Here is a 19,599-nt window from a genome sequence, read left to right as displayed (position 1 = left end):
CCCCCCGCAAGGGGGAGATCAGCCGTCTTCAACGCTTTCGCCAATCGCCAGCGTTGGAGGAAAGGCGCGGGTACGAAGCTGCTAATCCTCCCCCCTTGCGGGGGAGATGGCCGGCAGGCCAGAGGGGGGTGCTGTCCCTCCAGCGCCTAAAGATGTCACCCTGTCGAAAGCACCTTTCAGGCCAGCTTCGCCAGCAACCGCAGGAAAGTCGCGGCCTCCTTTGCCGTCAGCGGCGCGAGGGTCTCTTCGGTGATGGTGCGGGCGAGCGGGATCAGCCGCTCGATCGCCTCGCGGCCTTCCGGCGTCAGATTGACCAGCAGCCGCCTTTTGTCGACTTCGTGCTTGGAGACTTCGACGAGACCCCGGGCCTTCAGCCGGTCGATGACGCCCTTCACGGTGGCGGCATCCATGGCGATCAGCGTGCCGAGCTGGTTCTGCGAGGTTTCGCCGATGTCGTAAAGCTTGGCCAAAGCGGCGAATTGCGGCGGCGTCAGGTCGCCGATATGCGAGGCGAAAAGCGAGACATGGCGCTGATGCGCCTTGCGCAGGATGAAGCCGACCTGGTCCTGCAGATGGTAGTTGTTCTCGTCGCCGTCCTCGGCCTCGACCAGCCGCAGCAGATTGTCCTCGCCGCTCATCTCAGGCCGTCCCATGCCTTGATGTCCGCGGCCGCGAGGCCGCCCATGCGGTCGTGGACGCGCGGGCCGCAGGCCATGGCGAGGCAGAACAGGATTTCGTCGGGACGCGGGCCGTCGCTCACGCCTACCTCCATGGCGTCGAAATGGCTGCGCACATAGGCGGCGTTGATGTGGCCGAGCGGCACATCGAGTCGCGAGCCGAAGGCGCCGACCTTCTTGGCCGACGGCACGATGGCCCTGGCGTCGCCGAGGCGCTCGCGCATGGCGTAGCCGCCCGGCACATGCCACAGCGCGCCGTGCTCCAGCTCGCCGGCGGAGCCGACGATGGCGCCCTTGCCGTAGCCGTCGATCTTCTTCACATCGCAGCCGAGCGCCGCGATCAGCCTGTCGGAGAGCAGAAGCCCGAGCGGTTTCAGGTCTTCCATCGCGCCCTGCAAATCCTCGACATAGCGGCCGGCAAAGGGGTTCTTGACCACGGCAAGCGCCGCCGCGCGAAGGCGCGGTTCCTTCGCCGCGGGGCCGCCGTCGTGGAATATCTCTTCGGTCAGGACCGCGACCTTTCGGATCGGAAAGTCAGGCATGGGCAGTTTCCTTCGCTTGATGCTTGTTGGGCGCGGCCAGCGCCACGGAGCCACAGATGCGGGTTTGACCGCCAAGAAACAGCGCCGATGCGGCGATCAGGCCGCGCCGGCGAAAATCTTCTGCGACGGCAAGTCCGTTGTCCAGCGCCCGCGCCACTTCGCCCGCCGCAAGCGCGCCGACGCCTTGTGTCACCGGCATCTCGCCGAGATCGCTGTCGGGCGCCAGATCGCGCGCCGAAACGCGTGCGATGGCAGGATGACCGGGCAGGTCGACGGCGTTGGCGATAAGCGTCGCCGCCGCGTCGGCCTCGGCGCCGGTCGGCGCCAGAACGGTGACGGCATCGGCGATCCCCAAAGAGAACGACCGGCCGCGCCAGCCGCTGGTGGCAATGCCACGCACGCCGTCCTCGGCGCGAATGGTGACGCGGTTGGCCATGCCATGCCCAGTGCCTGCAATGGCCGATGTCATCGACTGGCCTTTGCAGAGATGGAGGGCGCTATCGCCGCCATTGTTGACATAGGCGCGGTCGAGCCGGCGGCCGGCGACCAGTGAGCTAAGAATTTCGTCGGCTACCGAACCGGCAACGGCGGCCATCGGGGTGATAAAGCACTCCGCCAACGGCATGACGGCTGCCTCCATGCGGCGCGCCGTCGAGCCGGCGAAGGCGCGCGGCGCCAGGAAGAACGCAGGCAGGCGCAATTCGGGAAGCTCTTTGACCAGCTCGATCAGGATCGTCTGAAAACGAGCAACCGCCTGCGCGTAAGCGGCGCGGCATTCATCCGCGGAACCAAACGCCTCGACGATGAGGTCGATCGGCCCATGGTTGAGATGAAGCCTTTTGCCGTCGGCCAGCCAGTGCGCCTGCGGGCCGTTCATCAGCCGGCTCCGTTAGCCGCGCCGCGCCGAAGCTGAGCCAGCGGCGGCCAGGGATTGTTGACCGGCGCGCCTGTGCTGCTGCGCGGGTTGAGATATTCGCCGCCCTTGGCGAGAATGTCCTCGACGCTACGGATCTCGCTTTCGTAGCCGCCCAGCCGGACATAGTCGTCGCGGCGCAGCGTGAACTCGATCGGCGCCACCAGGGCCGGCGTCGGCACGTAGCCGAAGGCGCCTTCCGGCACCCGGGTGACGTCGACCATCAGCGTGATGCCGCCACCCGGCCAGACATAGACCGGCGCGCCGCCGACCGTGACATAGGTCCTCAGGCCCTGCACCGAGCGGGTGAGATTGACCGGGTTCTCGGTGACGCCGGCGCGCAGCGAGCCGCCGGCGCCGCCGATGAAGAGAACCGTGCACAGCGCCGGCTCGCAATTGTCCTCGATCAGGCCGACGGATTTCTGCAGCCGATCCGGAAACGGCTTTTGGACCGGTTTCAGCTGGTCGTCGAGCTCGTAATAGGCGAACTGCTCGCCGGTGGTCGAAACCATCAGCAGCGACAGGCCGGGACGAGCGCCCTTCTTGGCGTTCCAGTCGCCGAGGATCGACAGTGGGTCGTCGATGCTGGTACCGCCCCAGCCGAGGCCCGGCTCCGATACCTTGAAATAGCGGCCGGGCGTCGAGCGGCGGCCGATGATTTTTATCCCCGTATCCTCCCAGCCCAGCACCTTGCCGGCCTGATGCTCGGAGACGACGCCGGTGATGTGGTCGTCGACTACCACCACCTCGTCGACAAGGCCGCGCCATTGCGTGGCGAACATGCCGATGGTGGCCGAACCGCAGCCGACGCGCATGCGGTGTTCGGCCTTGCCGTCGATGACCGGCGCCTTGCCGGCCTCGACGATGACCGTCGCGCCGCCGTCGATGGTGAGCTCGACAGGCTTCCTGTTGCACAGGTTGAGCAGCGCATCGCAGGTGGCGCGTCCTTCGGCCTTCGAGCCGCCGGTCAGGTGATGGACACCACCGAGCGACAGCATCTGCGAGCCGTACTCACCGGTCGTCACATGGCCGACCGCCTCGCCTTGCGAGCGCACGATCGCCGTCTCGTCGCCGATGTGGCGGTCGGTGTCGATCTTCACCTTGACGCCGCAATAGGAGAAGATGCCCTCGGTGACGACGGTGACGAGGTCGACGCCCTCGACTTCCTGGCTGACGATGAAGGGCGCCGGCTTATAGTCGGGATAGGTCGTGCCGGCGCCTATAGCCGTAACGAAGCGACGGCCGGTGTTGACCAGCTCGCCATTCCAGGCTTCGCCCTCGGCGACGAAGGGCACGACGGCGCCGCCGGTCTCGGCCGAATGGTCGAGAATGGTCAGCGGGTCCATGCGCACGATGCGGCCGCCGACATTGCCATAGCGGTCGCAGGCGCCGGTGCGACCGCCGGCGATGTAGCACATGACCGGACAGGCATCGCAGCGGATCTTTTCCGCCACCTGCTTCTCGCCGGGATCGTGGGTCTCGAAACGTTCGGCAAGCTCGCTCATCGGCGCGCCTCCTTCTCGCGGATCGCCGCCAGGATGCGGCTCGGCGTCGCCGGCACCTTGGTGACCAGAACGCCGATGGCATGGCGGATGGCGTTGAGGATCGCCGGCGCCGTCGGGATCAGCACATGCTCGCCCAGGCCCTTGGCGCCGAAGGGTCCTTCCGGGTCCGGAACCTCGACCAGTATGTGCTCGATGGGCGGCACGTCGCCGATGGTCGGGATGAGATAGTCGTGCAAATTCTCGGTGCGGCCGGGGATATATTCTTCCATCAACGCCATGCCGATGCCTTGCGCGATGCCGCCCTCGATCTGGCCTTCAACCAGCACCGGGTTGATCGCCTTGCCGACATCATGCGCGGCGGTGATCTTGATGAGCTTCACGGTGCCCAACTTGAGATCGACCTGGAGCTCGGCGATCTGCGCACCATAGCCGTAGACCGCGTAAGGCTTGCCCTGGCCCTTGGCGTCGAGCGGCAGCGTCGGCGGGTCATAGGTTTCCTCCGCGACGAAGACCAAGCCGTCGGCATCGGCCTTCAGCGCCGACAGATCGATGCGCCGCGCGGCATCGCCTTCCTGGATGGAAATGCCGGCGCCATCGAGCGCGATCACCGCCCGGCCGGAGACATTGGCGAAGCGCAGGATCTTTTCGCGCAGCGCGCGGCCAGCCTTCTCGGCCGCCTTGCCTGTCACAAAGGTCTGGCGCGAGGCGGATGTTTTGCCGGCGTCGGGGGTGATGGCGGTATCGGCGCTCTTCAGCCGAAACTTCTCCAGCGGCAAGCCGAGCGCGTCGGCGCAGATCTGGGTGATGACGGTGTTGGAGCCCTGGCCGATATCGACCGCGCCCTGATGCAAGATGACCTCGCCGGAGGCCGAAATGCCGACCTTGATGGTCGAGGGATTGGGCAGCGAAGTGTTGCCGCAACCATACCAGCAGGAGGCGACGCCTACGCCGCGCTTGCTCGTCGTATGCCTCGCGTTAAAGGCTTCCGCTTCTGCGAGCGCGCGCGTCCAATGCGGCTCAAGCTCTTCCAGGCATTCGCCGATGCCGACGCCCGTCTCCAGGCGCTGGCCCGTGACTGTTTCGCAGCCGTCGCGCAGGCAGTTCTTCAGCCGGAAATCGAGCCTATCCATGCCGAGCTTTGCGGCGAGCTCGTCATAGAGCGTTTCCTGCATGATGGTGGCCTGCGGCACGCCGAAGCCGCGGAAGGCGCCGGCGATCGGGCCGTTGGTGTGGATGGCATAGCCGGTCGCGCGGTAGTTCGGCGTCAGATAGGGGCCGGATGCATGCACCGGGACGCGATTGGCGACCGTCGGCCCCCAGCTCGCATAGGCGCCGGTGTTGAAATCGCCCTCGAAGACCATGCCGGTGACGCGGCCTTCGGCATCGGCGCCGATGGTCGCCTTCATCTCGGCGGGATGGCGCTTGGTGGTCGACATCATCGATTCATTACGCGTGTAGGCAAGCGCCGCCGGCCGTCCGGTCTTCATCGCCACAAGGCCGATCAGCGGCTGCAGCGAGACGTCGAGTTTCGAGCCGAAACCGCCGCCGGTGGCGGTCGGCACGATGCGGACTTTCTCGACCGGCAGGCCGAGCACCTTCGCTGTCTCGTCGCGGTCCATATAGGGCGCCTGGGTGCAGGCGACGACGACCAGCGTGTCGTCATCCATGTAGGCGTAGCCGGCTTCCGGCTCGATATAGGCATGCTCGACAAAGGAGGTCTCGATCGCGCCGGACGCTGTGACGGCGGCACCTGCAAGCGCACCATCGGGATCGCCGCGCTCGACATAGCCGGAGGTAAGCAGGTTCGCTGGGCGGTGCTGGTGGATCAGCGCCGCGCCGTCGGCCTTGGCATCGCGCGGCTGCAGCACGTGCGGCAGCTCCGTCCAGGCGACCGGGAAATCCGTCAGGTCGAGATCGAGGATCGCCTCGCGCTCGCCGGCCACCAGCGCCACCGCCTCGCCGCGCAGGCGGGCGAAGCCTTCGGCCAGCGCCGGCTGGTCGGCAAAGGGGCCGATGACACCAAAACAGTTCTTGCCGGGAATATCGGCGGCGGTGAAGACACCGGCGATGCCGAAATGCGCCTTCGCCCACGCCTCGATATCGCCGAAGCTGAAACGCGCATGATAATGGGGCGAGCGGATCACGAGCACCGCCAGGGCATCGGCCGGAAAGGAATCGCCGCCGAATTTTTCGTCGCCGGTGACTTTCGGCACGCCGTCGAGCCGGATCGGCGAAGCGCCGACGGCACGGCCGACTTCGGGAAAGCGAAGATCGACGCCGTTCATATGCTGCGAAGCCTGCATCACCGCCGCGACGATCTTCCTGTAGCCGGTGCAGCGGCAAAGCACGCCGCCCAGCGCATCCTGCGTCTCGGCCTCGCTCGGCGTGGGGTTGCGTTCCAGCAGCGCGGTGGCCGCGACCAGCAGGCCGGGCGTGCAGATGCCGCATTGCGCGGCGCCATGTTCGAGGAACGAGGCTTGCAGGGCGGACAGCCGGCCATTGGCAAGGCCTTCGACAGTGGTGACGGAAGCACCTGCCACGGAGGCCGCCGGCATCAGGCAGGCGCAGACCGGATTGCCGTCGACCAGCACGGTGCAGGCGCCGCAATCGCCGGCATCGCAGCCGACCTTGGTGCCGGTCAGCCGCAACTCGTCGCGCAAAACCTGCGACAGCCGCCGCACCGGCGGCACCGACACGCTGACAGCTGCGCCGTTGACCTCGAAGGCAATGTCGGCGCGTTCCATACCGGATTGGGCCATGCCGGATTGCGTCATACCGGACTGGGCAATGCTCATGCCGCCACCTTGCCTTCGTCAGGGCCGATAGCGGCGCGCACCGCGCGGACGACGATCTCGCGCGCCGCATCCCGCCGGTACTCGGCGCTGCCACGCACGTCGGCGATCGGCGACAATTCATCGATCGGCGCGGACAGCACCGCGTCCACAAGCCCCCGGGTGACCGGCCGGCCGCGCAGCGCCGCCTCGACGCCGGCGAGCCGGCGGGCGACCGCCGAGCAGGAACCGACCGCGATCGCCGCATCGGCGACCAAGCCGTCTTCGATAACAATGCGAGCCGCCGCCATCGCAATCGAGATGACGAGATAGCGCCGCGCGCCGAGCTTGACGAAGGCCGAGGCGCCGACCGCGGAAGACCTCGGCACGCGTATGGCGGTGACCATCTCGCCCGGCCGCAGCGCGGTGCGGCGATTGCCGAGGATGAACGCATCAAGCGGCAGATGGCGAGTGGCTTTGGCCGACCGCAGTTCGACATCGGCATCGAGCCCCAGCAGCGCCGGCACGCCATCCGCGGCGGGCGAGGCGTTGCAGAGATTGCCGGCAACCGATGCGACATTCTGGATCTGGACCGAGCCGACTTCGCGCGCGGCGGCCTTCAGCGCATCGAATGCGGCCGGCAGCGGATGGCGGACAATATCGGTCCAGGTGGTGCGGGCGCCGATCAGCCAATGCTCGTCCGTCTCTTCGAGGTCGCGCAGCGCGGCGAGACCGTTGATGTCGAGGATGTTGTCGCGGAAAGGTTTGGCGCCCTGCGCGGGATAGAAATCCGTGCCACCGGCAAGAATGCGCCAGCGGTCCTCGCCAAGCAACGCTAGCGCCTCGTCGACCGTGGTGGGTTTCGCGTAACGGATCACGCTTTGCCTTCCAGACAGTTGGGCCTTCCAGACAAATTGGACCTTCCCGAAAAGGGGCCTTCCCCTGGCCCTCCGAAGTGCCTGCTTCGGGTCTTCCTGCCGGTATTCGGACCGGTCAAATTCATTCGTATGCAAATGATATCAGGCCGGCGGCAATTGTCAAAGCCAGAGTTTGTCCTGCACGGCAGGCCGGACCGACCGCAACGCGATTGTTACGCCTTCGGAGGTTGACGCCGCCGGCCATCTGGTCAAGGTTCTGCGTCCGGTCGCGAGAGCGGCATTTTTACTGGGACCCAAGTCGAAACGAGAGGGAACCGCATGGCCGAAGAAGCGCTCATCGTCATCGACCTGCAGAACGATTTTTGCCCCGGCGGCGCGCTGGCGGTTGCCGGCGGCGACGAAATCGTGCCGCTGGTCAACGACCTGATCCGACGGTCCGAGCATGTGATCCTGACGCAGGACTGGCACCCCGCCGGACATTCGAGCTTTGCCTCCAGCCATCCGGGCAAGCAGGCCTTCGAAACCATAGAGATGCCTTACGGGCCACAGACGTTGTGGCCGGATCATTGCATCCAGGGCAGCCTGGGTTCCGATTTCCATTCCGGGCTCGCCTGGACCAAAGCCGAGCTGGTGATCCGCAAGGGGTTCCGTACCGCGATCGATAGCTATTCCGCCTTCTTCGAGAACGATCACACGACGCAAACCGGTCTCGCCGGTTATCTGAAGGAACGCGGCATCGGCACGATCACCCTGGTCGGCCTCGCCACCGATTTCTGCGTCGCCTTCTCGGCGCTCGACGCGGTGAAGCAGGGGTTCAGGACGACCGTGCGGCTCGATGCCTGCCGAGGCATCGACCTCAACGGCTCTGTCGAGGCGATGCTGAAGCGCATGCACGAAGCCGGCGTGACGCTCGAAGACCATTCGGCGGACTGACCGGACTGTGGGGAAGGCGAAGATTCCTTTCGCGTGGGGAGACCCCCTCGCCCGGATTGCCAACTTGCAGCGCCGGGATGCGGGCTCCCCCTTCTCCCCTTGTGGGAGAAGGTGTCGCCGAAGGCGACGGATGAGGTGTGCTCCAGGGAATGCCAGCGTCTCACTCCTCTGGAACACCCCTCATCCGTCTCGGCGCTGCGCGCCGATCCACCTTCTCCCACAGGGGGAGAAGGGAGGGCGCGGAGCGGCCAAATGAGGGGGCTTTTCTCATTCGCCGCACTTACCATAGCGGCGCTGTTTCCAGCCCAGGCGCTAGCCGCCGAGCTCCACGAGCTGCCGGGAGCGGCGATGTCGCTGTGGTGGGCGTTGCCCTTTGCCGGCTTGCTGCTGTCCATCGCGACCGGGCCGTTGCTCTTCCACCACGTCTGGGAACACCACTACGGCAAGATCGCCGCTGCCTGGGCGGTGCTGGTTGTGATTCCGCTGGCGGTCGCCTTCGGGCTTCCAACAGCAGGCGAAGCGGTGCTGCACACGCTGCTCACCGAATACATGTCCTTCATCATCCTCCTGTTCGCGCTCTACACGATCTCGGGCGGCATCCTGCTTGCCGGCAACATCCACGGCACGCCGCTGGTCAATGCCGGCCTGTTGCTCATCGGCGCGGTGCTTGCCTCGATCATCGGCACGACCGGCGCCTCGATGATCCTGATCCGGCCGATCCTGCGCGCCAACGACAACCGGCCATTCAACGCCCATGTGGTGATCTTCTTTATCTTCCTGGTCTCCAACATCGGCGGCTCGCTGACGCCGCTCGGCGACCCGCCGCTGTTCGTCGGTTTCCTGCGCGGTGTCGATTTCTTCTGGACCACCACCAATCTCTGGCGCGAGACGCTGTTTACCGGCGGGCTGGTGCTTATGGTCTTCCTGGTGCTCGACATCGTGCTGCATCGCCGCGAAGCTGGCGCACCGAAGATCAAGGATCCGACGCCGGACACCAAGGTGCGGCTGCGCGGACTGGCCAACCTGCCGCTGCTTGCAGGCGTGATCGGCGCGATCCTGCTGTCGGCGAGCTGGAAGCCGGGCATCGGCGTTTCCGTGCTGGGAGTAGGCCTCGAACTGCAGAACCTGGTGCGCGACGCCATCATCGTGGCGCTGGCCTTTCTGTCGCTTCGCGTGTCGTACAAGAGCCACAGACACGCAAACGGCTTCACCTGGGGGCCGATCGCCGAGGTGGCGAAATTGTTTGCCGGCATCTTCATATGCATCGTGCCGGTCATCGCCATCCTGAGGGCCGGCCACGAGGGCGCGCTGGCGCCGCTGGTGGCATTGGTCACGTCGTCCGACGGCCAGCCCAACGACCTCGCCTTTTTCTGGTTGACCGGGGCGCTGTCATCCTTCCTCGACAACGCGCCGACTTATCTGGTGTTCTTCGAGCTTGCGGGCGGCGATGCAAGGCATCTGATGACGGAGGCCGCCTCGACGCTCGCCGCGATCTCGGCCGGCGCGGTGTTCATGGGCGCCAACACCTATATCGGCAACGCGCCCAACTTCATGGTCTATGCCATCGCCCGCCATCGCGGCGTGAAGATGCCCGGCTTCTTCGGCTACATGGCGTGGTCGGGTGCGGTGCTGATTCCGACATTTTTGATCGCCGGGTTTTTGTTATTTCGATGAGCTGAGCTACTCAATTTCCACCGTCTGCGCCGCCCCTCATCTGGCTGCCGCCATCTTCTCCCCGTGAACGGGGAGAAGGGAGCTGGCACCGCCGATTTCGCCAATCACCGACGTCGCGGAGTGGGCGCCAAGGTCGCGGCAAGCTTCTTTCGCCCCGTTCACGGGGAGAAATGCCCGGCAGGGCAATGAGGGGCAGCGCGACGTTCGGAAAATCTTGGCATGGGCACCGATTTCAGCGCTTTATCCCACGCCCACATACCGCCGCACCGCCGACGGATCGGCGCGCAGTGCTTCGACATGGACCGTTTCGCGGTTGCGGCCATTCTCGATGAATGAGACGCGGTCGGCGACCGAGAGCACGGCGTCGACGCGCTGCTCGACCAGGATCGTCGAGACGCCGAGCTCGCGCAGCTTCGTCACCGTCTCGCGGATTTTCGCGATCATCGACGGCATCAGCCCTTCGGTCGGCTCGTCGAGCAACAGCACCTGCGGCTCCAGGCACAACGCTCGCGCCATGGCTAACATCTGCTGCTCGCCGCCGGACAGCGTGCCCGAACGTTGCCTCAGCCGCTCGCGCAGCAGCGGGAAGAGATCGAGCACGCTCTCGCGGGTTTGCTTGCCCTTGCCGCGCGCCATCAGGCCGATCTCGATGTTTTCCGCCACGCTCATGTCGGCGAACAGCCGCCTGCCCTGCGGCACATAGGCGACGCCGGCCTTCGGCACGTCATGCGCAACGAACCCGGTCAGTTCCTTGCCGTTCAATTTGATCGAACCGGCCGCTGCCGGCACCAGGCCCATGATCGCCTTCAGCGTCGTCGTCTTGCCGGCGCCGTTGCGGCCGAACAGGCAAAGCACCTCGCCCTTGTTGAGGACGAGATCGAGGCCGTAGAGCACCTGGACCTCGCCATAGAAGCAGTCGAGCCCGGAAATGGTGAGCAGGCCGCCATCGGTTCTGACCGGATCAGCCATGGGTCGCTCCGAGATAGGCATCCTGGACTTCAGGATTGGCGCGGATCTGGTCCGGCGTGCCCTCGGCGAGGATCTTTCCCGCATTGAAGACGGTGATGCGGTCGGCGAGGTGCATGACGACCGGCATGTTGTGCTCGATCAAAAGCACCGTCGCGTCCTTGGCGATCTCGCGCACCAGGGTGATGAAGTTGTCGATCTCGCTGTCGGCCAGGCCTTGCGTCGGCTCGTCGAGGATCAGCAGGCGCGGCTTCAGCGCCAGGCCCATCGCCACTTCCAGCAGGCGCTGGTGGCCGTAGGACAATTGCCCGGCCGGCGTGCCGGCGCGGTCGGCAAGGCCGGTGCGCTCCAGCGCCGCCATGACGCCGCTCCTGACCTGCCCCTTCGAGCGGCCGTCCGTCAGCGTGCGCTGCACCGGCAGCGCGACATTGTCGAAGGCCGTGAGGTTGGCGAAGACGCTGGTGATCTGGAACGTATAGGCGACCCCGAGGCGAGCCCGCTTGTAAGCCGGCATGGTGGTGATGTCGGCGCCGTCGAAGACGACCATGCCGGAGGACGGCCGGATGCGACCCGAGAGCAGGCTGACGAAGGTGGTCTTGCCGGCGCCGTTGGGGCCGATGATGGCGCGGATCTCGCCCGGCATCAGCGCGAAGTCGACGCCGTCGACGGCGCGCAGTCCGCCGAAATTTCGCGACAGGCCGCGGGTGGTCAGCAGCGGCATCACGGCAGCCGCCCCAGCCAGCGCTCACGGATCGAACCCAGAATGCCTTTCGGGAAGAACAGCACCAAAAGGATCAACGCCACGCCGACGATCAGCAGATAGGCGGAGGTGAAGCCGCTGGTGATGTCGGTGACATAATACATGAACAGCGTGCCGATGAGCGGCCCAAGCGTGGTCGCAGCACCGCCGAGCAGCACCCAGAGCAGCGGCAGGATCGAGTACTGCACGCCAGCGAAGCTCGATCCGACATAGCCGAACAGCAGGGCATAAGCCGCACCAGACGCGGCGCAGATGGCGCCGGAGGCAACGACGGCGGCAAGCTTGTTGGCGACCGTGTCGTAGCCCAGCATCCTGGTGCGTTCCTCGTTCTCGCGGATGGCAACCAGCACGCGGCCGAAGCGGGAGCGGACGACGGCAAGCGTGATGAGCAGCACGACCGAGAACAGCACCAGCGCGCTCATGTAGCGCACCGTCGGATTGGTCAGCTCGAGCGAAACGCCACCAAAATCGAGCGTGCGCGATGCCTGCTGGATGACCACGCCCTGGTCGCCGCCGGTCCAGGCGGCGAAATAGAGGATGAGCAGGTAGAAAACCTGGGCGAACATCATGGTGACGATCATGAACGCCACACCCGAGGTGCGCAGCGCCAGCAGGCCGATGACCAAAGCGAGCAGCGCGCCGCAGGCGACCCCGGCAACGAACGCTTCGGGCACGCCCCAGCCGAGGTGATAGACGGTCAGCCCCGCGCCATAGAGGCCGGCCGAGAAGAACATGGCGTGGCCGAGGCTGAGCAGGCCGACATAGCCGAAGAGCAGATTGTAGCCCATGGCGAAGACGGCGAGCGCCATGATGCGGGCGAACAGGCCCTGGTGATAGTCCGGCAGGATGAAGTTCAGCGCGAACAAAAGCGCGATGACGCCGATATGCAGCGCATAGGTCTTTGCCGGCGAAGCATCCCTCATCGCGGTGTGGTCCCGAACAATCCTTGCGGCCGGAACACCAGCACCATGGCAACGACCAGCGTGGCGATGATCTTGGCCAAGGTCGGCGAGAAGAACATCGAGATGATGCCGTCGGAGAGGCCGATCAGGACGGCGGCGACCACGGTGCCGCGCAGCGAGCCGAGACCGCCGATGATGACGACGATGAAGGACAAGAGCAGCGGGTCCTGCCCCATCAGATAATGCGCCTGGCTGATCGGCACGATCAGCACCGCGGCGATTGCCGCCAGCATGGCGCCGACGGCGAAGACCCCGGCATAGACACGCTCGACCGGGATGCCGAAGGCCTGCGCCGTCTCGCGGTCATATTGCGTGGCGCGCATGATGAGCCCAATCCTGGTGCGAGTCAGCACCAGCCAGGTGATGACCAGCAGAACGGCGGAGGCAGCGACGACCGAGAGCTTGTAGCCGGAATAGCCGAACCACGGCAGGAGGATGCGGTAGTTGAAGGGCGGCTCCACGGGGCGCGCTTCCGGACCGTAGAAGGTCAGCGCCAGTTGCTGAATGATATAGAGCATGCCGATGGTGGCGACGATGGTGCTTTCGGGATTGTAGTTCAGCCGGCGCAGCACCAGCCACTCAGCGAGAAACGCGACCAGCCCGACCAGCAACGGCGCAATCACCAGTGCCGCCACGAAGCCGATGGCCGGATGGCCCGAAATCGCCGTCGAGATCGCCCAGGCAAGAACCGCGCCCAGCATGAAGAACTCGCCATGGGCGACGTTGACGACGCGCATGACGCCAAACACCAGCGACAGGCCAAGTGCCGTCAGTGCCAGCACGGCGGAGGTGACGAGGCCTTCGAGGGCGGCGAGGAGGAGATGGGGGCCGAAATGCATGGATTACACGCCGATGGATGCGCGAGGCACCCCCCTCTGCCCTGCCGGGCATCTCCCCCGCAAGGGGGGAGATTGGCAGTTTCTGCGACGGCGCCCACTTGTCGACCGTGGAGATTGGCGAAACCCAAGGCGACATCTGATCTCCCCCCTTGCGGGGGAGATGTCCGGCAGGACAGAGGGGGGTGCCTGGGCGCTCACGCTCGGTGAAACGGCACCGGTCACAGCGCGTGCGTCGTGTAATCCCCCTCAGCCTCGTAGAGGCCGTCTTCGATCTTGGTCTTGTGGACGACCTTGAGCTTGCCGCCTTCGACCTTCGAGATGTTCTGGATACCGAAGCACTGGTGGATCTTGCCGTTGAAGGTCTTGGCCCCCTGCGGATGCTCCGGCCCTTCGGCGAATTCCTTCAGCGCCTCGGTGGCCTCGACCAGCTTGGCGCGGTCTTCGGGTCCCTTGTAGCCGGCATCCTCCATCGCCTTCTTCACGACATAGAGCGTTTCCCAGCAGCCGAACATGTGCGAGGCGGTTGAAACGTCCTTGGGGTCGCCGACGGCGGCGCCGTTGTCATCGATGCCGACGGCGGCGCGGTAGGCCTTCTGCGCGGCGGAATCGTCAGGCTGCGCATAGCGCGGCGAGCCTTCCCAGAAGTGGCTGCCGTCAAGGAATTCAAGGCCGGGGCTGTTGATGTCGGTGGCCTCGAGCGAATCCATGAAGCCGAAGAGCTGCGGCCGTTGCGTACCATAGAACTCGCCGAGCTCCTTGACGAAGGTGAGCACGGCCGGGCCGACCATGACGTGGTAGATCACCTCGGTCTCGGCCGGGATCTGCGGGAAGTACTTGGTGAAAGAGCTTTCCGTCGGCGGGATGGCGATCTGGGCTATGACGTCGGCGCCTTGCGCCTTCAAGGCCGGCGGCAGGTAGTCGCGGTGGTCGTAGCCGAAGGCGAAGTCGGGGAATATCTGCGTCACCTTCTTGCCGGCGTTCTGCGCGATCCACGGCGCCATCGACTGGATCTGGCTCTTCACGTCGGTGATGCCGGGCTGGAAGACGTAGCGGTTGAGTTTGGTCGAGGCGACGTGGTGGCCTTCGCTGACCACGAAATAGGGAATCTTGTTCTCGCCGGCGGCGGGCGCCGAGCCGATCACGACATGCGAGAACAAAGTGCCGAAGACGATGTCGGTCTTGTGCTGCTTGGCGAACTTGGCGACAACCTCGGCGCCACGGGCGGGGTCGGTGCCGTCATCCTCGATCACCAACTCGACCTTGCGGCCGCCAATGCCGCCGGCGTCGTTGATCGCCTTGACGGCGGCGGCGCTCGTCTTCTCGTACCAGCGGCCATAGGCGGCGCCGATGCCGGTGCGGTGCGACTGGAAGCCGATTTTGATCGGCGCCGAGCTCTGCGCCTGGCTGTAGCGGACGAAGCCGGGCGCGAGCGCCAGGCCGGCACCGGCGGCCATCCCCTTCAGCGCCGTGCGGCGCGAAAGCGTCGTCTTGGAGAGGTCGAAAAATCCGTTCTTGTCAGCCATGTCCGTTCCCCTGTTTTTCAAGTTTTGACCAGCGATAAGGCGGCTAATCCATCCTCGCTCGGAGAATGGAAAAATTGCATGTGTACAAACTAAATCACCAAAGCCACGACGTGGCAAGCGAGCTTCCACTCGAGCGCCGCGCGTCGTCTCGGGACGCGCAAAGGACGCTGGAGCACTTTGATTTTGCGCATGATCCTTTCCGAAAATCGAACCCGATTTTCGGGGTCATGTGCGCGTCACGACGCGGCCCTTGTCTCATCCCGCCGTCGGCGTGGCAAGCAACCAAAGGCCGAAGATCGTATAGGCGATCATCAACAGGGTGAGCGGGAACTGGCCGAGCGCGGCGCGCGACGGCTGCGGGTGCAGACGCCAGGCAAGGCAATGCGCGACGAGAACCGCCAGCACATGGCCGGCGATGATGACGCCGGCCTGGACATTCCATAGCCACCAGGCCGACTGGGCACCGGCGACAACACCGGCTTCCACGATCATGTTGGCGGTGCCGAACAGGTTCCATCCCTGCGCGAAAGGATCCGACAGGGCGACCAGCGCATACTGGCCGTCGACCAGCAGCACGGTGAGGTAATGCGCGATGTGGTAGGCAAGCGCGATCGGCACGATCGACCAAACCAGCAGGCCGGCGGCCTTGCAAAACAGATGCCGCTCGCCGGCAAGGCGCTGGCCGAGAAGGACGGCAAGCGCGAACACCGCCGCCAGCAAAACGAAAGTCAGCACGAGGCCGAAGCTGCCGATGCCGATCAGCGCGGTGCGGCCTGGGTATTCCAGCGGATTGACGCCGAACAGGCCGAGCCAGAAGAAGGTTTTCGACAGGCCGTCGAACGATACTGAAGACAGGGCCAAGAGGAGAAGGGCTGTACCGCTCAGCGGCAGCGGCTCGGCCGCCAGCAGCTTGGCGCCGGGCCAGCAGAGCGAGAGGCGGGCCTCCCGGCGCTCAAGGGGCGCGAAGCGGGCGACCATGGAGAAGAAGACCGACAGGAATTCGCCGCGCTTACTCCAGTCGTTATAGCCGAAGATGAGCATCGCAATGAAGCTGACCAGCCAGTAGAGGCCGGCAGCATATGCCAAACGCGCCGGGTCGTCGGGCGCCGGATCGATCAGCTCGAACCAGGCGAAGGCGAAGAACAGCACGAAGGCCGGCCAGAAGCCGAGCCATGACGGCAGGCGTGGCGGGTGCCTGCGGTCGCTGCGTCGGCTGAAGAGCCGGCTTGCAATGCGCCAAGGTCCGTACCACGGGCTGAGCCATGACCAGAGGTCGCCGAACACGCCCTGCAACAGCGTGAATCCGGCCCAGAGCAGTGTCCAGATCACCAGCGGCAGCGGGTTGGAAAGCGGGTCGCGGCTGCCGAAGACGCCGGCGGCGACGAGAAGCGCAAAGCCGGCAAAGGAAAGCAGGCTGACGATGATGCGCGGACTGTCGGTGAGGGTGAGCAAGGGCAGGCGCCGGCGCCAGAAGCGATCGAGGGCGGCAGGCGGCAGCAGTGCCAGGACAAGGAAGCTGATGGCCACGGCAAAAGCGCCGCCGACGAGGTAGTAGCCGGTGGGGAGGAGAAGAACGTGGCCACGATCGGAGGCGTGGGCGAAAGCGGGGGTGGGGAGGAACGAGGCAAGTGTAGCGGCCAATGCGATTACCTGGAGGAGATCAACTCCAGCGTCGCGATCCTTCACACCCCCCTCTGTCCTGCCGGACATCTCCCCCGCAAGGGGGGAGATCGGATGTCGCCTTGGCTTTCGCCACTTTTCGATGTCGCAGAAAGATGCGGGGTGCCCGAAGCTGCCAATCTCCCCCCTTGCGGGGGAGATGTCCGGCAGGACAGAGGGGGGTGGGCGGGAACTCAACGTTTCAGAGTTATGGGCGTCGGGGGGTGATCCAGGCATGGACATCACCGGCCACCCCTCACACCTTCACCAACTGCTCCACCCGCCCCTTCTCGCCGAAAATCCTCAGATACCGTTTGATCTCCTTCCCGTCCCCCGTCGCCTTGGCCGGGTTGTCCGAGAGCTTTACCGCCGGCCGCCCATTGGCTTCGGTGACCTTGCAGACCAGCGAGATGGCGTCGAGGCTGTCGGTTTCGGTCGGGGCGCAGCCTTCGAAGTCGTTGGTGAGGTTGGTGCCCCAGCCGAAGGACATGCGCACCTTGCCGCGGAAATGCCTGTAGGTCTCTTCGATGGTCTCGACCTCCAGACCGTCGGAGAAGATGAGCAGCTTCTGCTTGGGGTCCTTGCCCTTCTTGCGCCACCAGTCGATGATTTTTTCGCCGCCCTCGATCGGCGGCGCGCTGTCGGGGCGGAAGCCGGTCCAGTCGGCGACCCAGTCCGGCGCGTCGCGCAGGAAGGAGTCCGTGCCGAAGGCGTCGGGCAGCACGATCAAGAGATTGCCGCCATAGTAGCGCTGCCAGTCCTGCAGCACCTTGTAGGGCGCCTGGCGCAACTCCTCCTCGGAATTGGCAAGGGCTGCAAACACCATCGGCAGTTCATGCGCGTTGGTGCCGAGCGCTTCGAGGTCGTTGTCCATGGCCAGGAGTACATTGGAGGTGCCGGTGAAGGCGTCGCCGATGCCTTCCTTCAGCGCCTCGACGCACCAGCGCTGCCACAGGAACGAGTGGCGGCGTCTCGTGCCGAAATCGGAAATGCGGATGCCCGGCAGCGCCTTCAGCCGCTCTGTCTTGGCCCACATCTTGGCCTTGGCGCGCGCATAGAGCACGTCGAGCGCAAAGGGGCCGTAGGAGCGCATGGCCGCGCGGGAGCGAAGCTCATTTATGATGGCGAGCGCAGGGATTTCCCAGAGCGTGGTGTACATCCACGGCCCGGCGAAGGAGAGCTCATATTGGCCATCGCGTTTGGAGAGCTCGTAGTCGGGCAGCCTGAAACCTTCCAGCCAGGCTAAAAATTCCGGTTCGAAGATCTGTTTGCGGCCATAGAAATTGTTGCCGCCCAGCCAGATCATCTCCTTCTTGGAAAAACGCAAGGTGCGGGCATGGTCGAGCTGCTCGCGCAATTCGCCCTCGTCGATATCGTCGGCGAGACGCACCGAGGTCGTGCGGTTGATCAGCGTGAAGGTGGCGTCGACCTTGGGATACATGCCCCAGATCATCTGCAGCATCAAAAGCTTGTAGAAGTCGGTGTCCAGCAGACTGCGGACGATCGGGTCGAGCTTCCAGGTATGGTTATAGACGCGCCGCGCTATATCGGTTTTTGCCATGCTTGCTCATCCATAAAGCGCAACGCACGGAAACGCCGGCGCCACGCTTCAAGTCCTCGTTTGAGCAATTCCGGAGGGACGACCGTCGCGCAGTTTTCCCGGAATTGCTTTAGCCAACTGCCTCTTAGCACTGTATTTTCGAACGCGCTTCCTGCTTTGCAAGCTGGCCCGACAAAAAGCAGCTATGCGAGTCCAGCCATCAGGACGCCGCCCTGGAGCATTTCACCGTTTCACGGAAGGCGAAATGCTCCATCTTTCTTTGTTTTGACGCAATTCCGGACGGAGACTACGGCGAAGCCGCCGAGCCTAAAGCGCGTCGCGCTGAACCAGGTTCAGGCGACGCGCTTTACGTCTTTGTATTGATGCATGTCGTTGTCCCAGAACCGCTGCGCACTTCTGGGCGACATGCATTAACCGTTTCACACTTTTCCTGGAATTGCCCTGGCTCCGATAACCTTGAGGGCGGGGCGTTTCCTGCGACTGGGTATGCGGCCAGCCACCGGCGCGTCGGCGCGGCCCTCGTCCTGTTCCTTCTCGGCGAACAGCCAATCGATGAAGAGCTGGACGATCGGCGCCGAGCGCATTTCGTTGCGGCAGACGACGTAGAAATCATCGACCGCCGGCACCGACAATGTGAAGGGCGCGACGAGCATGCCCCTGGCGAGCAGAGCGCGAGCGGTGACGGAATCGCCGAGTGCCACGCCATGGCCGTGCACGGCGGCCTCCGTCGCCATGCGCGCGTCGCCCAGATGATGGCGGCGGCCGCGCTCCAGATCGAGCGCGTCGGCGGCGGCCAGCCAGGTGTGCCATTCGCGGCCGTCGTCACCATGCAGGAAGACGTGATCGGCAAGGTCGCGGACGCTGCGGATCGGCCGGTTGTTGATCAATGTCGGGCTGACCACCGGAAAAAGTTCCAGCCCGGACCATTTGCGCATCCAGCAATCGGTCCAGCTGCCGTCGCCGTAATGCACGCAGACATCGATCTGCGGGGCGCGAATGTCGCGGGCGTCGTTGGACGGGATGAGCGTGAGCTGGATATCAGGATATTGCGCGGTGAAGGAGCCGAGCCGCGGCGTCATCCACAACAAGAGCAGCGCCGGCACGCAGGACACCGACAGCGCGCCGGCGCTTGCCGGCCGCGTCATGCGCTGGGTGGCGGCGGCGATGCCGTCGAAGGCGGCGGAAACCGCCGGCAGGAACTCGGCGCCATGCGGCGTCAGCTTCACACGCTGACCGGTGCGCTCGAAGAGTTTTACGCCGAGCGACTGCTCGAGCGCCTTGATCTGGTGGCTGACGGCGCCATGCGTGACATTGAGCTCGCCCGCCGCCTTGGTCAGCGAGGCGTGCCGCGCCGTGGCCTCGAAGGCGCGCAACGGGTTCAGCGGCGGCAGGCGCTTGGCCATGGAGGGCTCCAATTTTGTGAGATTTTCTCACAG

General features: G+C 65.1%; 16 protein-coding genes. 2 read left to right on the top strand and 14 right to left on the bottom strand.

Translation table 11 applies throughout. The features are described from left to right. Positions 1–176 precede the first annotated feature (176 nt). Genes ACWGS9_RS17210 through ACWGS9_RS17185 form a run of 6 tightly spaced genes read right to left on the bottom strand, consistent with a single transcriptional unit; the run spans position 177 to position 7,286 of the window. Positions 177–638: a MarR family winged helix-turn-helix transcriptional regulator gene (locus ACWGS9_RS17210; protein ID WP_454506443.1), complete on the bottom strand. Its 462-nt coding sequence runs from the start codon at positions 636–638 to the stop codon at positions 177–179. After that, on the bottom strand, positions 635–1,219 hold the full coding sequence (locus ACWGS9_RS17205; RefSeq protein ID WP_454506376.1) for an amino acid synthesis family protein: 585 nt from the start codon (positions 1,217–1,219) through the stop codon (positions 635–637). The genes ACWGS9_RS17210 and ACWGS9_RS17205 overlap by 4 nt, the downstream gene beginning before the upstream one ends. Continuing rightward, positions 1,212–2,096: a UPF0280 family protein gene (locus ACWGS9_RS17200; protein WP_454506375.1), complete on the bottom strand. Its 885-nt coding sequence runs from the start codon at positions 2,094–2,096 to the stop codon at positions 1,212–1,214. The genes ACWGS9_RS17205 and ACWGS9_RS17200 overlap by 8 nt, the downstream gene beginning before the upstream one ends. Further along, positions 2,096–3,637 carry a 6-hydroxynicotinate reductase gene (locus tag ACWGS9_RS17195; RefSeq protein ID WP_454506374.1) on the bottom strand — a complete coding sequence of 514 codons (1,542 nt, stop codon included), beginning with the start codon at positions 3,635–3,637 and terminating at the stop codon, positions 2,096–2,098. The genes ACWGS9_RS17200 and ACWGS9_RS17195 overlap by 1 nt, the downstream gene beginning before the upstream one ends. Next, the gene (locus tag ACWGS9_RS17190; protein ID WP_454506373.1) at positions 3,634–6,432 is read right to left on the bottom strand and encodes a molybdopterin-dependent oxidoreductase; all 2,799 of its coding nucleotides are present in this window, start codon (positions 6,430–6,432) and stop codon (positions 3,634–3,636) included. The genes ACWGS9_RS17195 and ACWGS9_RS17190 overlap by 4 nt, the downstream gene beginning before the upstream one ends. Beyond that, complete coding sequence (locus ACWGS9_RS17185) at positions 6,429–7,286, bottom strand: FAD binding domain-containing protein (RefSeq protein WP_454506372.1); 858 nt, start codon at positions 7,284–7,286, stop codon at positions 6,429–6,431. Before ACWGS9_RS17185 ends, ACWGS9_RS17190 begins: the two co-directional genes overlap by 4 nt. A 318-nt stretch (positions 7,287–7,604) precedes the next feature. On the opposite strand from ACWGS9_RS17185, the gene pncA reads away from it, so the two are divergent. Then, positions 7,605–8,219 carry a bifunctional nicotinamidase/pyrazinamidase gene (pncA, locus tag ACWGS9_RS17180; RefSeq protein WP_454506371.1) on the top strand — a complete coding sequence of 205 codons (615 nt, stop codon included), beginning with the start codon at positions 7,605–7,607 and terminating at the stop codon, positions 8,217–8,219. 252 nt (positions 8,220–8,471) lie between these two features. Then, positions 8,472–9,893 carry a sodium:proton antiporter gene (locus ACWGS9_RS17175; protein WP_454506370.1) on the top strand — a complete coding sequence of 474 codons (1,422 nt, stop codon included), beginning with the start codon at positions 8,472–8,474 and terminating at the stop codon, positions 9,891–9,893. A gap of 240 nt (positions 9,894–10,133) precedes the next feature. On the opposite strand, the gene ACWGS9_RS17170 is transcribed toward ACWGS9_RS17175, so the two are convergent. The 8 genes from ACWGS9_RS17170 to gcvA form a co-directional block, all read right to left on the bottom strand. Next, complete coding sequence (locus tag ACWGS9_RS17170; protein ID WP_454506369.1) at positions 10,134–10,862, bottom strand: ABC transporter ATP-binding protein; 729 nt, start codon at positions 10,860–10,862, stop codon at positions 10,134–10,136. After that, the gene (locus ACWGS9_RS17165; protein ID WP_454506368.1) at positions 10,855–11,583 is read right to left on the bottom strand and encodes an ABC transporter ATP-binding protein; all 729 of its coding nucleotides are present in this window, start codon (positions 11,581–11,583) and stop codon (positions 10,855–10,857) included. The genes ACWGS9_RS17170 and ACWGS9_RS17165 overlap by 8 nt, the downstream gene beginning before the upstream one ends. Beyond that, complete coding sequence (locus tag ACWGS9_RS17160) at positions 11,580–12,542, bottom strand: branched-chain amino acid ABC transporter permease (protein ID WP_454506367.1); 963 nt, start codon at positions 12,540–12,542, stop codon at positions 11,580–11,582. Before ACWGS9_RS17160 ends, ACWGS9_RS17165 begins: the two co-directional genes overlap by 4 nt. Next, positions 12,539–13,420 carry a branched-chain amino acid ABC transporter permease gene (locus ACWGS9_RS17155; RefSeq protein WP_454506366.1) on the bottom strand — a complete coding sequence of 294 codons (882 nt, stop codon included), beginning with the start codon at positions 13,418–13,420 and terminating at the stop codon, positions 12,539–12,541. Before ACWGS9_RS17155 ends, ACWGS9_RS17160 begins: the two co-directional genes overlap by 4 nt. A 218-nt stretch (positions 13,421–13,638) precedes the next feature. After that, positions 13,639–14,943 carry an ABC transporter substrate-binding protein gene (locus tag ACWGS9_RS17150; protein WP_454506365.1) on the bottom strand — a complete coding sequence of 435 codons (1,305 nt, stop codon included), beginning with the start codon at positions 14,941–14,943 and terminating at the stop codon, positions 13,639–13,641. Positions 14,944–15,198: 255 nt separating this feature from the next. Next, positions 15,199–16,653, bottom strand: a complete 1,455-nt coding sequence (locus ACWGS9_RS17145; protein ID WP_454506364.1) for a hypothetical protein — start codon at positions 16,651–16,653, stop codon at positions 15,199–15,201. A gap of 205 nt (positions 16,654–16,858) precedes the next feature. Next, positions 16,859–18,163 (bottom strand): nicotinate phosphoribosyltransferase, encoded by a 1,305-nt coding sequence (gene pncB, locus ACWGS9_RS17140; RefSeq protein ID WP_454506363.1) that lies wholly within the window; start codon positions 18,161–18,163, stop codon positions 16,859–16,861. A gap of 419 nt (positions 18,164–18,582) precedes the next feature. Beyond that, the gene (gene gcvA, locus ACWGS9_RS17135) at positions 18,583–19,566 is read right to left on the bottom strand and encodes a transcriptional regulator GcvA (RefSeq protein ID WP_454506362.1); all 984 of its coding nucleotides are present in this window, start codon (positions 19,564–19,566) and stop codon (positions 18,583–18,585) included. Positions 19,567–19,599 lie beyond the last annotated feature (33 nt).

The sequence above is a fragment of the Mesorhizobium sp. Arg314 genome, assembly GCF_053714275.1.
This window is presented reverse-complemented; position numbering and strand designations above follow the sequence as displayed.

What these genes read in the sequence shown, in the direction of transcription:
- ACWGS9_RS17210 (WP_454506443.1), bottom strand. Translation starts at nt 638, where the DNA reads ATGAGCGGCGAGGACAATCTGCTGCGGCTGGTCGAGGCCGAGGACGGC.
- ACWGS9_RS17205 (WP_454506376.1), bottom strand. Translation starts at nt 1,219, where the DNA reads ATGCCTGACTTTCCGATCCGAAAGGTCGCGGTCCTGACCGAAGAGATA.
- ACWGS9_RS17200 (WP_454506375.1), bottom strand. Translation starts at nt 2,096, where the DNA reads ATGAACGGCCCGCAGGCGCACTGGCTGGCCGACGGCAAAAGGCTTCAT.
- ACWGS9_RS17195 (WP_454506374.1), bottom strand. Translation starts at nt 3,637, where the DNA reads ATGAGCGAGCTTGCCGAACGTTTCGAGACCCACGATCCCGGCGAGAAG.
- ACWGS9_RS17190 (WP_454506373.1), bottom strand. Translation starts at nt 6,432, where the DNA reads ATGAGCATTGCCCAGTCCGGTATGACGCAATCCGGCATGGCCCAATCC.
- pncA (WP_454506371.1), top strand. Translation starts at nt 7,605, where the DNA reads ATGGCCGAAGAAGCGCTCATCGTCATCGACCTGCAGAACGATTTTTGC.
- ACWGS9_RS17175 (WP_454506370.1), top strand. Translation starts at nt 8,472, where the DNA reads ATGAGGGGGCTTTTCTCATTCGCCGCACTTACCATAGCGGCGCTGTTT.
- ACWGS9_RS17170 (WP_454506369.1), bottom strand. Translation starts at nt 10,862, where the DNA reads ATGGCTGATCCGGTCAGAACCGATGGCGGCCTGCTCACCATTTCCGGG.
- ACWGS9_RS17160 (WP_454506367.1), bottom strand. Translation starts at nt 12,542, where the DNA reads ATGAGGGATGCTTCGCCGGCAAAGACCTATGCGCTGCATATCGGCGTC.
- ACWGS9_RS17155 (WP_454506366.1), bottom strand. Translation starts at nt 13,420, where the DNA reads ATGCATTTCGGCCCCCATCTCCTCCTCGCCGCCCTCGAAGGCCTCGTC.
- ACWGS9_RS17150 (WP_454506365.1), bottom strand. Translation starts at nt 14,943, where the DNA reads ATGGCTGACAAGAACGGATTTTTCGACCTCTCCAAGACGACGCTTTCG.
- ACWGS9_RS17145 (WP_454506364.1), bottom strand. Translation starts at nt 16,653, where the DNA reads ATGTCCGGCAGGACAGAGGGGGGTGTGAAGGATCGCGACGCTGGAGTT.
- pncB (WP_454506363.1), bottom strand. Translation starts at nt 18,163, where the DNA reads ATGGCAAAAACCGATATAGCGCGGCGCGTCTATAACCATACCTGGAAG.
- gcvA (WP_454506362.1), bottom strand. Translation starts at nt 19,566, where the DNA reads ATGGCCAAGCGCCTGCCGCCGCTGAACCCGTTGCGCGCCTTCGAGGCC.